12 protein-coding genes and 2 pseudogenes are annotated in these 13,416 nt (G+C 63.7%); 3 read left to right on the forward strand and 11 right to left on the reverse strand.

From position 1 onward, the window contains the following. Nucleotides 1-116: 116 nt before the first annotated feature. A complete protein-coding gene (locus GVV77_RS14590; RefSeq protein WP_201293249.1) occupies nt 117-560 on the forward strand; it encodes an ester cyclase in 444 nt (147 codons plus the stop codon). A gap of 621 nt (nt 561-1,181) precedes the next feature. Here GVV77_RS14590 and GVV77_RS14600 read toward each other — a convergent pair. The 7 genes and pseudogenes from GVV77_RS14600 to GVV77_RS14630 all read right to left on the reverse strand — a co-directional run. Continuing rightward, nucleotides 1,182-1,526, reverse strand: a pseudogene (locus GVV77_RS14600) (LLM class flavin-dependent oxidoreductase); the annotation flags it as partial. A gap of 22 nt (nt 1,527-1,548) precedes the next feature. Further along, complete coding sequence (locus GVV77_RS14605) at nt 1,549-2,154, reverse strand: TetR/AcrR family transcriptional regulator (protein ID WP_246199844.1); 606 nt, start codon at nt 2,152-2,154, stop codon at nt 1,549-1,551. A 256-nt stretch (nt 2,155-2,410) separates the two neighbouring features. Further along, nucleotides 2,411-2,803, reverse strand: a complete 393-nt coding sequence (locus GVV77_RS14610) for an ester cyclase (RefSeq protein WP_159619560.1) — start codon at nt 2,801-2,803, stop codon at nt 2,411-2,413. A 289-nt stretch (nt 2,804-3,092) separates the two neighbouring features. Next, nucleotides 3,093-3,767: a DsbA family oxidoreductase gene (locus GVV77_RS14615; RefSeq protein ID WP_159619562.1), complete on the reverse strand. Its 675-nt coding sequence runs from the start codon at nt 3,765-3,767 to the stop codon at nt 3,093-3,095. Between the two features lie 112 nt (nt 3,768-3,879). Continuing rightward, a complete protein-coding gene (locus GVV77_RS14620; protein ID WP_159619564.1) occupies nt 3,880-4,572 on the reverse strand; it encodes an NADPH-dependent F420 reductase in 693 nt (230 codons plus the stop codon). A gap of 132 nt (nt 4,573-4,704) precedes the next feature. After that, entirely contained in the window at nt 4,705-5,922 is a 1,218-nt protein-coding gene (locus GVV77_RS14625; protein ID WP_201293250.1) for an MFS transporter, read from the reverse strand. A 116-nt stretch (nt 5,923-6,038) separates the two neighbouring features. Beyond that, nucleotides 6,039-6,722: an SDR family NAD(P)-dependent oxidoreductase gene (locus GVV77_RS14630; RefSeq protein ID WP_159619568.1), complete on the reverse strand. Its 684-nt coding sequence runs from the start codon at nt 6,720-6,722 to the stop codon at nt 6,039-6,041. Between the two features lie 109 nt (nt 6,723-6,831). Between GVV77_RS14630 and GVV77_RS14635 the strand changes: the two genes are divergently transcribed. Next, nucleotides 6,832-7,752 (forward strand): helix-turn-helix transcriptional regulator, encoded by a 921-nt coding sequence (locus GVV77_RS14635; protein ID WP_425483374.1) that lies wholly within the window; start codon nt 6,832-6,834, stop codon nt 7,750-7,752. 354 nt (nt 7,753-8,106) lie between these two features. Here GVV77_RS14635 and GVV77_RS14640 read toward each other — a convergent pair. Continuing rightward, a pseudogene (locus GVV77_RS14640) lies at nt 8,107-8,256 on the reverse strand (IS982 family transposase); the annotation flags it as partial. Nucleotides 8,257-8,587: 331 nt separating this feature from the next. Beyond that, nucleotides 8,588-9,079, reverse strand: a complete 492-nt coding sequence (locus GVV77_RS14645) for a hypothetical protein (protein ID WP_159619570.1) — start codon at nt 9,077-9,079, stop codon at nt 8,588-8,590. Between the two features lie 761 nt (nt 9,080-9,840). Here GVV77_RS14645 and GVV77_RS14650 point away from each other — a divergent pair. After that, on the forward strand, nt 9,841-10,785 hold the full coding sequence (locus GVV77_RS14650) for a metallophosphoesterase family protein (protein ID WP_246199846.1): 945 nt from the start codon (nt 9,841-9,843) through the stop codon (nt 10,783-10,785). 728 nt (nt 10,786-11,513) lie between these two features. Here the strand turns inward: GVV77_RS14650 and GVV77_RS14655 are convergent. Together GVV77_RS14655 and GVV77_RS14660 are read right to left on the reverse strand one after the other, a co-directional pair. Continuing rightward, complete coding sequence (locus GVV77_RS14655; RefSeq protein ID WP_201293251.1) at nt 11,514-12,446, reverse strand: DMT family transporter; 933 nt, start codon at nt 12,444-12,446, stop codon at nt 11,514-11,516. Between the two features lie 272 nt (nt 12,447-12,718). Next, nucleotides 12,719-13,402 carry a histidine phosphatase family protein gene (locus GVV77_RS14660; protein ID WP_159619574.1) on the reverse strand — a complete coding sequence of 228 codons (684 nt, stop codon included), beginning with the start codon at nt 13,400-13,402 and terminating at the stop codon, nt 12,719-12,721. Nucleotides 13,403-13,416: the final 14 nt, after the last annotated feature.

Here is a 13,416-nt window from a genome sequence, read left to right on the forward strand (position 1 = left end):
CCATTGTATGCCGGGATGGCATGGCTGCGGTGCGATATTGTCGCTTGTGGCATGGATGCAGGGCGTGGAACCTATTAGTGGCCTCCAAGAGGAAAACCATGATTGGAAGGAACCCCATGCCCCTTTACACCCGAGATGAGCTCGTGGCCCGCCTGGTCCGTGCAGGAGAGCTCGAGGTTTCCGGCGAGCACCCAGAGGAGGTGGATTCCTACTTTGACACTGAGCGCTTCCGCTTCCATGGGCCCGACGGTTTCGAATCGGACTACGCCGGGCTCAGCGCCTACTTCGCGTCGTTACGGGACGCGTTCGACGACCGCAGCATCCGGCGCGGCATCGTCGTGGTCGAAGGTGACCTCATCGCCTGCCAGACCTGGATCGAGGGCACCTTCGTCCGCCCCTTCACGCAGTCCCCCGTCGGGCTCCTGCAACCCAACGGAGCCCGGATCGTCATGGACCTGATCAACATCTTCCGGATGGACGATCGGGGTCGGCTTCTGGAGGAGTTCGTGCGCACCGACAACCGCAGCATCCTCAGGCAGCTCGGCGCGACCGAGGCCTGAGCGACTCATCACCCACTTCCGCGACCGAAGGCCCGATGAGAAAGGCCAACTATAAGAAACGGTGAAGCCTGCGAGGTGGCTAGCTCTCGCGCGCACCGTCTAGGGGAGCTGTCGTGCCAATGACAGCTCCCCTACTCCTTCAAGCTAAAGGAGAGACAAACTTTGCGCCAAGTACACCTGATGCAACAGTCGATCAGCCCTCGACTTAAGTGGCTATAGGGATGCTCGAAAAGGTACGACTTGCGTGCGTCCAGCCGGGCTTCCGATTGACTATCAGCTTTGTCGTCGAAGGATCCGTTAACCCGACGGACTGGGGACCTCAGCTATGAGTTGGGGAAGGCCAGTGCTCAGGAAGCGGGTGACTCGTAGGCGGCGAGGTTCTCGGCCAGTTCGATGCAACGCAGGCGGGCCGGGGAGAAGTTGTAGGGCATTTTTCCAACTGCTTCGACTGCGCTCATGCTAGACCGCGACCCGATCCTGCCCAGGCGAAGCAGGGACCGCGAGCTAGCGATTCGTGAGCACCATCACCACGAGCAGGCTTAGGTGGCATCGACCTCAGGTTTGCTCGCGAGAGGGGATAGAGACACAGAAGGCGGCTGCGCGGGATTCGGAGGCCGACCCTCCTTCGCGGATGTCTTTGCCGAACCACGGATAGACAGGCCCCGTGTTGCCGCGGCTGAGCATGAGGTCGACGCGGCCTCCCGCGAGGTGCTGCAGGGTTGCGAAATCCTCCGCGATCTTTACCGGGTCGCTGGTGGTGATCAGAGTCGTGGACGTCGATAGGGTGATCTGCGACGTCAAAGCCTCGATGTAGCCGAGGATGGTCGTGTTGGACGACGAGATGAAGCGCCGGTTGTGGTGCTCGCCAATGGCGTAGATGTCGAAGCCGACCTCCTCGGCGTGGACAGCGACGGAAATAATGGCCGCAAAGTGCTCGGTCGCGGTGACGGTAGTGCCGGTAGAAGGTACGCGAGGGCGGGGATGGGTCTCAGGATGTCAGCGGCAGATTGCGCAGCGCCAGGTCGGCGACGTCCTCGAGGTCGGAGCGCGGGGCCCCGCTGGCGGCCTGCACGGCGATGCCATTGACGACCGTCATGAGGTACCGCGCGAGAAGATGCGGGTTGGCCTGTGGGGGCAGGTCTCCGAGAGCCGCCGCTTGTTCGAACCGCCGTCGGAGGCCGGTGTAGCCGTCCTCACGCCATGCGATGAGCGCATCCCGTGCCACGGCCCCGGCCTTTCCCGCAGCGAGGGAACCCTGAACGCTCAGGCATCCCGGGGGCGAATCGGGGAGGGTGGTTGCCTCGACGGCGCCCATCACGAACGCGTGCGCTACCTCCGCCGCGGTGTCGCGTTCGAGTGCGCGGCTCACATAGGCGGCGGGGCCGGCCGCGTACCGCGTCATCGCCTTGCGGAAGAGGGATTCCTTGTTGCCAAACGCCGCGTACATGCTCGAGCGTGTGATGCCTAGCGCGTCGGTGAGGTCTGTGAGGCTGGTGCCCTCATAGCCTTGCGCCCAGAACACCCGCATCGCCCGCTCCAGGGCCTGGTCAGTGTCAAACTCCCTGGGCCGCCCTCCAAGATTTACGGATTTCACGGCGTCACCTTCCTGCTCTATACATGACACGCGGGTCTCGGGTGAAGCTTAGCGGGTCTCCGGGACCTGCGAACACGAAGGTCCCGGGACCGGCTGAGGTGCGGGCGACGAGCCCGCCGGGGCGTTCGCACGGACCGGCACAGGTGTCCGGTTTCTGGCCGATCCTGCGCCGGCGCCCATGCGCAGCGGGCGGGGGTTGATCGGGAGATCGAACCCCGCCCGCATGCGGCTTCGCAGCCCCTGGCGTGGGACGCCGCTAGCTGGCGAGCTGCTTCTGCAGAGCCTCCGCGTCGTGAAGTGCCGACATGTGCACGAACTTGCCGTCCCGCACGGTGTAGATGGCGTACTCGACGATCTCGAACTTCCTGCCGGTCGGTGCGGCGCCAAGCCATTCCTTGGTGGGGGTTCCGGTATTGATCAGGCGAACGGCGAGGCTGTCACCATGGATAGCCAACTCCTGGGTCTCCCAATGGAAGTCCGGAACCGGGTCGATGATGCTGTGCAGCTGAGCGACCAGCGCCTCACGGGTGCTTGGCTCGCTGTGCATGACGATCGATTCGTGGACGAACTCATCCATCCGGTCGAACTCGTGCGCGTTCAACGCCTCGATGTAGCGCTCGTAAAAGTCCCGCAGGTTGAAATCAGACATGGTGGTGCTTTCCTGTTCTTCTCTGTGCCAAGGTGGCCGTCAATCATCAAATAGTCACGAAGACCTCCGCTAGAAAGGTGCGGAGGTTGTACTCGCCATTAGGTGTAACTGCGCAAGTACAGGTTCTATTCCGATCGATCCAGATCATCGCCATCTTGGTCGAGGTCTCCTGAAAGATGACCGACGCACCCGGTCCGGGTGCTCCCAATCTGGGCGGGTCAACGGCGGCTTCCGACGTCCGAGGGAGCGGACCTAGGGCTGCTGGGGCGGTGTTGGCCGCAGTCGCCGTTCATGGTTTCGAATGGGCGGTAAGTGACCTCTCGGACCATGCCTTGTCGAGCGCTTCTGCCATCACCGAAGCGTCCTGCAGACCCGCGAGACCGTACTTTCCGTCGATGACGAAGAACGGCACGCTGCGGATCCCGTAGGAGCCGGCGGCAGCCTGGTCGGACCGCACCGCCTCGAGGTGTTCTTCCGCCTGCAGGGCACGCACGGCGTCGTCACGATCGAGTCCGATCCCCTCGGCGATCTGCCCGAGCTGTTCAAGATCGGAGACGTTGCGGCCGTGAGTGAAGTATGCGGCAAAGACTGCTTCCTCCGCTTCCAGTTGCTTGCCGTGTGCCTTGCTGTAGTGGATGAGCTGGTGGGCGCGTGAGGTGTTCGTGAGCAGGGCGGTGTCAAAGTTCAGATCGAGTCCAAGACCCCGGCCCCGCTCGGTGACTTCCTCCAGCAGGGCTGCAGCCTGGTCTGGGCTCATGCCCCTGTTGGCCACGTTGAAGTCCAGAACGGACTGGGTCTGACCGGGGGGCAGTTCTGGCGCGAGTTCGAAGCTGTGAAACTCCACTTCAATCGAACGGTTTTCCATGTGCGAGGCGCCGGTGAAGGACTGCACCGCTTCTTCCAGGCGCCGCTTGCCCATGTAGCACCAGGGGCACATGATGTCGGCCCACACGTCGATTTTCATGCTGGGAGCGCTGGCCTGTCGCGGGGAGGTGCTGGGGGTAATGCCTGCGGTGCTCATGATTTCTTGTTCTCCTAATCGTCGGGGAGGGAGTATGTGGGGTGGGTATCCCGGATCAGCGGCCGAGGCGGCGCGCGAGCTGCAGGTTGCGGATGAGCTCCTCCCTGCTCTGGCCGTCGACGTGGTGTCGCCACATCGGGGTGCCTGGGGCGCTGCGCCAGGATTCTTTCAGGGGACTGTTCTCGACAGCATCGAAGCCAAGGTCGTTGTAGAAGTCCGTGACGAACTCGACGGCCTCGGGGTAGTCACTGGAGACAACCAGGGCTTTCCGATCCGCAGCACCGGCGGGTCGGGCCAGACGGATCAGAGCAGGCTGGGTGTCGCTGGGGACGCGGATCTGGGCCCGTGCGTGGAACTGGACATGGGTGAACGCCTTGACGATTTTCGAGGCCGGAAGCTGCTCTTGGCGCAGTTCGTGGATGGTCTTCAGGCCGGAGTCGACGTCGGGGAAGTGGCCGTCGCGCCAAACCATGTAGTTGTTGTTATCGATGACGATCTTCCCGGCGAGCCCTTCGGCCGGCAGGAGGTCGTCCGGGGAGTAGGGAAAGCCCAGGAAGGCGACATCCGCTGCGGCTGCCGCGTCGGTCGCGTATGCGGCGGAGGCCAGCGGGCCGAGCTCGCGAACCAGTCCTGTCAGGGTTTCGGGGTTACGTGAGTTAGCGATGACGACGGTGTAACCTGCCGCCACTGAAGCACGAGCGAGCGTGCTGCCGGCCTGGCCAGCACCGAGTATGCCGATGGTTGTCATAAAAAGTGCTCCTTAGGGCAGGCGTGGCGCGGGTGCGCTGGCCTTGAAAGTGGGGTTGTGACTCGCGATGCTGGGATGCAGCCGGTCCCGTCCGGCGGCGGTTCGACTTATGAGCCGCCGCCGGGCGGGGGTTTAGTTGCTTACTGGAGTGGGGATGTGGTTCGCCCGTCGGCGGAGGCTGGTGAGGACCAGTCCGCCGAGGAGGGCGAGGATACCGCCGATGATGAGGGTTGCGCTGGCCGATACGCTGTCGACCAGCACGCCCCCGATGATTGCGCCGACCGCGATTGCGGTATTGCAGACGGTGACGATGAGGCCGCCGATTTGTTCCAGGCGTGCCGGTTCGGTGTGCGCTCCCCAGCTCAGGACGGTCGTCGGGACGCCGCCGAAGCCGAAGCCCCATAGGGCGACGGCGATGAACAGGCCGGCGGTCGATCCGCTGGTCAGGACCATGGTCAGCATGCCGGCGGCCACCAGGAGGGGGAACAGGAAGACCGCGGCGCGGAGGGACCGGTCGACGATGGGCCCGCTCAGGGCGGTGCCCAGGACATTGGCGATGCCGAAGACCAGGAGCATGACAGCCAGGCCCCCGGCGTCGATGTTCGAGACGCTTTCCGCTGCCGGGCGGATGTAGGTGAAGCCGCTGAAGTGGCCGCCGAAGATCAGCAGGATGGCGGTGAGGCCGGCGATGACGATACCCGAGCGCAGCGTGGCTCCAAGGGCGCGCAGGCCGCTGACGGCCGTTGGGATGAGGTGCGGCAGGGTGGCCGTCTGCGCGATGAGCGCGATGAGCCCGACGCCGGCGCCGAGGAAGAACACCCCGCGCCAGCCCCAGATTTCTCCCAGCCACGCGCCAAGGGGAACAGCGACGACGGTCGCGACGGACACGCCGGCGTTGATGATGGTCAGGGCGCGGCCGAGGTGGTCACCGGGAACCAGCCTGGCCGCCATCGCGGTGGCCATGGCCCAGAAACCGCCCAGCGCGATGCCGAGGAGGACCCGTGCCAGAAGCAGCACGGTCAGGCTGGGTGCCAGGGCCACGATGACATTGGACACGATGGCCAGTGCGGTCAGGCCGATCATGACGAAGCGGCGGTCCATCCGTGGAAGCACCACGGCGATGAGCAGCGCCGCGAACGCGCCGGCGATGGCGGTCACGGTGACGCTTTGGCCCGCGGCACCAATGGATACCTCCAGGTCGTCCGCGATCCGCGGCAGCAGGCTCGCAGGAAGGAATTCGGACATCACGATGGCGAAAATCCCGATGCCCAGGGAGATAACGCCTCCCCAGGAGGCAGGCCGGTGGGGTGTGGATTCTCGTGCGGATTCGTGTGTGGTGGTGCTGGTCAAGATGTCATCTCTCTGGTGCGGAAGGGCGTGGGCGTGGGAGAACATTCGGAGCCGATGGCAGGGACGGGGTACTGAGGTGAGCGCGGGGCGCTCACCTCAGCACCGCGGCCCGGCCGCTACCAGGAAACGTTGCCGTTCTCGTCCTGCAGCGTGCCGGTGGGGCCGTCCGCACCAAGGGTCGCCAGGCGGACCACGACGCGGGCGGACTCCTCCACCGGCCGGCCCACTCCGAAGGCTGCTGTCATGTCGGTGGCGGTCGTACCGGGTTCGACGGCATTGAACTTGATGCCTGGCTGGGACTTGGCGTACTGCACGGTGAGCATGGTCGCCGCAGCTTTGGACGCCGAGTAGAGCGCCAGCGGCAGATTGAATTCGGGTCGCTCGGGGTTGGTCACGGCCCAGAACGATCCAGCGGTGCTTGAGACGGCGACAACATTGGGGTTTTCCGACTTGCGGAGCAGGGGAAGCGCAGCCTCCGTGACACGGACAATGCTGACCGCATTCGTGTCAAAGGCGTGAAGGGCGGTGGGTCCGTCCAGCTCCGTGGGCAGAACTCCGGCATTGTGGATCAGGACGTCAAGGCGGCCTTCGCGCGCCTCAATCGTCGCGAGAGCGTCCCGGACCGAAGAATCATCGGTGACGTCAAGCTGTACAAAGCGCGCACCGATGGCCTCGGCCGCCTTCCGGCCCCGCTCCGAATCGCGTGCGCCGATGTAGACGACGTGCCCGAGGTCCACAAGCTGACGAGCGGTCTCGAAGCCGATGCCTTTGTTGGCCCCTGTGATCAAGGAGATAGTCATGATGTCCTATCGAAATAGATTGCGTGAATGGGTCGTTGACGACGGTATGCGCACACACTCATCCCAACCAGAGCCCTCCCGAGACCGGGGTGTGACAGGACCCCCCCTAATCCCATCCCGCAGCGAACCCGTACCGGGAGCTCGAAGAACTTCAGGGGCCGGGACCGGTGGCCCAGCCAGTGCGCTCGGGGCCTACCTGCGAGCCCGGAGGGAAATGATCAGCCCCGCCCAAGCAGGCATCCGCGCCGTCGGCGTCCGTCGTGTCCCCGGCCTCCGGCGCGAGGAGGTTGCCATGCTCGCCGGTATCAGCGCCGACTACTATCTGCGCCTCGAACGCGGCCGCGACCGCCACCCGTCGCTGCAGGTACTGGAAGCAATAGCCCGGGTCCTGCAACTGGATGACGACCACTTCACGCACTTGCTGTCCCTGGTGGCCGAAGTTCCGCGCCAGCGTCAGCGCCGCCCGCGCAGGGAGATCGTCCCGCCCGGGGCGTTGAAGCTCCTTGAGTCGCTGAATCAGCCGGCTTTCATCGAAGGGCGTTACTTCGACATCCTCGCGTCCAACACGCTCGCCAAAGCGCTCTCGCCACGACTGGACACCGGGAGGAACCAGCTCCTGGACTTGTTCCTGGACCCGGCGGAGCAGGCACTGCAGCCGCAGTGGAAGGACGTCGCGGAGTGCTTCATCGCCAATCTCCGCCAGTCCGTGGGAACCGACATCGACAACCCCAGGTTCGTCGAGCTCGTCGGTGAGCTTTCCCTGACCAGTCCCCTCTTCGCACAGCTCTGGGCCCGCTATGAAGTGCGCGGGCAGAAGGGAACCATGCTCCGCTTCAATCATCCACAAGTCGGCGAACTGCTTCTCAATCGCGAAAGGCTGAGCATCGGCGGTGCCGACGGTCTCATGCTTGTCGTGTACCACCCGGATGCCGCTTCCCAAGACGCAGACAAGCTCTCACTGCTCGCATCAGCAGGCCTACCGGTCACCTCCGGGTCAAAGCTTTCCCGAGCGGTCCGTTTCTCCAGCTGACCTGGCATCTGGATGAGGGGTGCGGGTGCGGCAGGAACCACACCGTCATGACATCGAGAGGGTCATCCGTCCATTCGAGAGCGCACTGCCCGCTCCGCTGCCATAAGCTGACGAAATATGGATCATCAGGGATTGGGTTAGACGCGATGCATCTTCTCAGCTTTATAGGATGGAGAATTTCCAACCCTAGCTGATGCTTGTTTCTCCGTGTCTTGCTCTACTAGAAGCCTGTCGAGGCAAAAGTTCAGGCCGGCCTCGAGATGCGCCGCAGAACCGGTGGAGAGAAGGATCCTCACGCCTCCTTCGATAGCGGCGATGACCGCTGCCGCCGTGAGCTGCGGATGGGGGGATACTACGCGAGTGTGACGCGCAGTATCCGTAGCCGGCATGCCCGGCACAATCGGAGAGTTTGACGGTTTCTCGCGACGTGCCGCAGGGCAGCGGGGTGGAATCGACCAATCGGAGCGCGTCATGCCAGGACGGGGTGTCCTTGGCCAGGGCAGTAGGAGAGCGGTTGTCAGGAAGGGCCACTGCTGGGCCTTAGCCCCAGCTCGCTCCGTCTGGTCAGGAGATGAGCCCACTTGAGGCAGTCTCATGTCCATGGACCATCGACCGTGGGACCGATGGCGTTGACGGTACGGATCTCAGATCTGTTGCGTGCAGGCGGTGTCCTGGTCACACCACGTGCCGCATCAGCTAATCCCTCAGCTGAACAAGGGGATCGGCACACGCGTGCAGCCAGCTGTATCACGCTAGGTGTTGCCAGGTCGCCTCGTCTGGAGGAGCACCGGTGGATGGTGTCCAGCGCGCCGCATCGGATGCTGATGGATACGGCTCACACATCCGGGATGTCCCGTGGAATGCCGGCGTGTCCACCGATGACCTTCATCAGGTAGACAGGGCCGAACCAACGTTGCGTAGATGGACCCGACACAAGATCTAGGGTGCTGAGGGCCAACCCGACACCATTGGCAGTCAGCCGGCGAGGCATACGCGGCGGAACGACCAACTCCAGAGCTGCTGTCATGGAAACGGCCGCCAGATAGCGCGCCGCTGCCCGCCGCCACGACCCGTCTGCAATCAGCGGCAGGACGATCGGCTGAACATGGGCGACCGCGAAGACCAGGCGGGAGCGAAGTGGTGACTGCGCATACTTCTCCCGCGTGCCGCGCATTTGGAATGCAACCAGACCGCCAACAAGATCGAAGGCAACGAGGCCGACCACTGTGCCCCGCCCAACCCCTATCCTGCGAAAGGTCCCTGCTGCCGCCGCGGTGGCTGACAAGGTCGCGCAGGCGAGAACCGCCGCCGAGGCATTGCGTCCCATGGGGCCGACTACCTCCCCCCACATGCGCGCAAAAGGCCGTCCTCGCATGCTCCGATTATGCCGGAGACGACCCTCGGCAACCACCGAATCGCCGAACGTGCTTTTGCACGCGCAACCGCGGTGTTCAGCTCAGCGCGCCGACCCTGAGGATGCTGAGACTGGCAGAAATTGCCGATTACCTAGCATATGACGTTGACGGAATTCCTTGTCCGTTGCTGGTGGGGGAGTGCCTCACACCGGGAGCGGCGCAGCGGGACAATGGGCAGTCACTTCTGCGGGATGGGCGTAGAGCCTGGTCCCAGCTCCCAGCTCCCAGCTCCCGGCTCCCAGTTATCGGCTTCGCTTGCAGTGGCGTTGTAGAGTTTTTCCCCTGCGAGCGTGCCGGCGATTGCTGTTGTCGGGCATTCACCGGCCCTTTCAACCGTCGGCGGGGCCTGGACGGCGGGTGACTTCCCGGATACGGCAACGTTCCTTGGCGGACAGGCCGTCCGCGGAAATCGTAGAAACATGAGCGATTTTGACGCAGTGATTATCGGCGGCAGCGCTGCCGGACTGTCAGCGGCTCCGATGCTGCCCCCATGCTCGCGGCATCAGGGGAGACCTGATTCAATAATCTGCGACCGCGGAGCAGTAGCGCAACCGCCGCTAGGCCAGTTCCGCACCACCATAGGTCTGCCGCCCCCTCGAGGGGGGCGGCAGCTCTGGATCCATGGAGCTATCGGATGCAGTCAACACTTTCTCGTCCCCGATCCTTTCGGGGAGTGGCCGCAACGGTCGCAACCCTCGTGGCGCTCTCCACCGCGGGGTGCACCAGTGAGCCCGAACCGCCCGAGGAGGTTCGGATCGCTGCGGTCGGCGATATGAACGGTGCCGAGAACACCGCATCTGACAGCCCGTCGGGGCGGAACGGTGCGGCGATCACCGAGCTCGTGGAGAACGATGAGATCGACGCGTTCCTCGGGCTCGGGGATTTCCAGTACGACACCGCGTACTGCGAGGACTACGTGGACTATTGGATGCCGCTGTGGGGCGGCACGATGCCCAAGCTGTACTGGGTGTCCGCCCCCAACCACGACTGGGAACCGGGCCGCAATGAGAACCTCGACAACTTCATGAACGGCCAGTGCCCGGGGTCTTCGAAGAAGTCCGCGATTAACGAGGAGAGGGGGTGGATCTTCAACGGGGAACCGTATTCGAAGGACTTTGGGAACTGGCATGTCGCGTTCCTGTCCTCTGCACTCTGGCGGTACGACAAGTCGGAGGCCCGGGCGGCGACGAAGTGGCTGGACAAGGACCTCGCTGCTGCGAAGAAGGACGGAAAGCACCTGGCAGTGGTCTACCACGAACCGTACTTCACGTCGAGGACGGAGTCACACAAGCGGGCCACCAGCCACAAGCCGTGGATCGACGTGATGTGGAAGCACCGGGTCCGTCTGACCCTCTCAGGGTCACAACACAACTACGAACGGTCGTGTCCGGTGAACAACGACGATGAGTGCGTCCGGGACGGGATGACGGCATTCCAGGTGTCAACGGGGGGGACCGATCTCCGCCCCTTCACTAGCCGCCCGTCCTACATCGAGAAGCGGTTCAGCGACACCCACGGGTTCCTTCGGCTGACCCTGCGGGACGACGGGTCCTTCGACTGGAGATTCGTTCCAACCTCCGGGCCGAGCAGGGACTCGGGTACGCGTTCCGCACCATAAGAAAAGGTTGTGTCGCAACCGACCTCGCAGGCGCGCAACTGCGCTCTTCGTCAGGAGGCACGCTAGGAAGACATAGAAGGAACAGCAGTGGGGGGGGAGGGGGAGTCTCTCACGTGTTGGGTTCTCAATGGGGATAACTCGGCCGATACTTCCAGCTCTTCGGAGATTTCACAGTTCCCCGCTGGTGGGTCGTCCTCAGCACCAGCACCCAGCCGGCGATTCCTGCCGAAGATGCGTGCAATGGCCTGACGAACCCGCTGATCTTACGCTCCACTCCGGCAGCGGCGCTCGTACGAACTGTTCACTGGGGTTCGCAGATGAGCACTACTCCACCCGCTGGAGCGGCTGCCACCAGCTTCCGTCACGTTCGATCAGGATCGGCACATGCCCGAATATTTGCCAGGAATCTTTGTGATTGCTGCTGGCTAGCGATCAACGCCCGGTAGAAGATGGGTCACCGAGCGCGGGAAGGATGATTCAGGAGGAAACGAAGGTCAAATCGTCCTGGGTGCGAAGGGTCACTGCGCAGAATCTTGGGTTCTCACGACCCAGCCGACAAGATGCCCATCATGACGGCGGCGCCGATGCACGCTGGACACGGTGTGTTGCATAGCGCTCCCGGCTTCTGCCAACCCAGTTCTACCAGTTCCTGGATACCGCACCGAAACCTGGTCGATGCGCGTCACCCGGCCTGAATGCGGTCGCCGCCGCCGATTCCCTTGCTGCCACTACTCCCTGGGAGGCAGAGAGCTGACGCGTTGTCCGACTGAGCGCGCCCTAGGCTTAGACCGGGCGAGAACGACGCCGGCCACAATGATCAGGGCACCGAGCGGCTGATGCCAGGTCAGCGATTCACCCAGAATGGTCGCACCTGCGACCACGCCGACTACCGGGGTTAGATAGGTGACGGAGGAGCCAATGGTCGCTCCCCAGCCCGCGATGATCTGGGTGTTCCAGAGATAGGCCATTCCGGTGCTCAGGCACCCCAGACCGAGCATGGCGACGGCAATCGGCAGGTTGAGGCGAGCGGGTCCGGTCGAGAAGACCGGAGCGAGGGCGAGCGTGGTCACTGCGCCGAGGCCCACCTGGACGAACGCCACTGAAGCGGCAGGGAGACGGAGGGGGCTAATGAACTTCCGGATCCACACCATGGCGATTCCATAACACAGGGTCGCTCCGAGGCAGAGCATCTGACCGCGGAGGTTTGATGCCGAGGCACCAAGGCTCCACACTCCCACCACGACGGCCACTCCAAGAAAACCGGTCAGAATGCCGACGGCAGCCCGGGGTGTCAGCCGTTCTTCCGGAAGGGCAGCGAAAGCGATAAGCCCGGTGATGAGCGGTGTCGTCGCGTTGTAGATGCTGGCGAGACCGGAATCGATTTCGGTCTCTGCCACAGCGAACAGCGTGAAAGGGATAACACAGAGAAACAGTGAGATGAAGAAGAGGTGCGCCCACACGGCAAAGCCTCGAGGAAGGCGGTATCGTCCGGCCCCGACCACGATCGCCAATGTTGTTGCACCCAGGACCATCCGCCCGAGTACAACCTGCTGAGGGGACAGACCCTCCAGCGCGATCTTGATGAACAGGAAGCTCAAACCCCACACGGCAGCCAATAGCACGAACCGCAGTGCAAGGGCTACGTTACTCATCGGGGTCATGGAGGGGAGACTACGAGAAGCCGTGAAACCGAACCGGCGGGAATCGGACGGTGCATCGAATCCGGAGGTAGCTCGCAGAGTACGCCCGCCGTCCCACTCATATGGATGAACGCGTCCAGTCCGCCGTGAAAGCTCTCTGCGGCGCCTCCCGGAATCTGGAGGAGGACAAGCGAATTACTGGAGCGGTGTTGGCTGGTCCGACAAGTTCGCGTCGGTCTCGAAAGAAGTACCGCGCCTTGTGCAGGCGGCGTGCGTTCGGTCCCGGCCTGGTCCTATCCGTCGTGCTCCGCCGGCAAATCGTCGGCCAGCATCGATGAAGTGGCCGGGAGGGTCCGGGCGTTGTAGTCGATGATCTGCCAGCCGCGGTCGGCGTGTTCTTCCAAAACGGTCCAAGCGCAGTTGGCCATGCCGGCGAACATCTCGCGCATGTGGGCAGGGGCGTCAAAAAAAGCCATCAGTCCGCTGCGCAGGGCGGCTCCGTGGCCGACCAGGACACCGGTTCCGCCGTCCCGCAGGGCCAGGGCCGCCTCCCGCATCACGGTTTTCATCCGATCGTTCACCTCCGAGGGCAGCTCGGCGCCTGGGACCCGGTAATTCTCCTCGGTGAAGAACTTCCGATGGATATCCGGGTGTTGCTGACGGAACTCCCCGAAAGTGGTGCCCTGCCGGATGCCCACATCGTATTCGCGTAGCCGTTTGTCAAGGACCGTTTCGAGGCCGGTCAGTCGAGCCAGTTCGTCAGCGGTATGCCGGGCACGTTCCAGATCGCTCGACCAGATGAACTGGGGCTTGAGGGGTGCCAGGAGGTTCGCCGCCCGCCTCGCCTGGCGGCGGCCGGTAGCGTCGAGCGGGATGTCTGCGTGGCCCTGCGCCTTCTCCAGGACGTTCCATTCGGTCTGGCCATGCCGCCACAACACGAGACGGGGACGTGGGCCGTCGGCCCATACTTCCTGCATCAGTTGCCCTCACT

Origin of the sequence: Arthrobacter zhaoguopingii, assembly GCF_009828605.1 — a bacterium.
Lineage (GTDB): Bacteria > Actinomycetota > Actinomycetes > Actinomycetales > Micrococcaceae > Arthrobacter_D > Arthrobacter_D zhaoguopingii.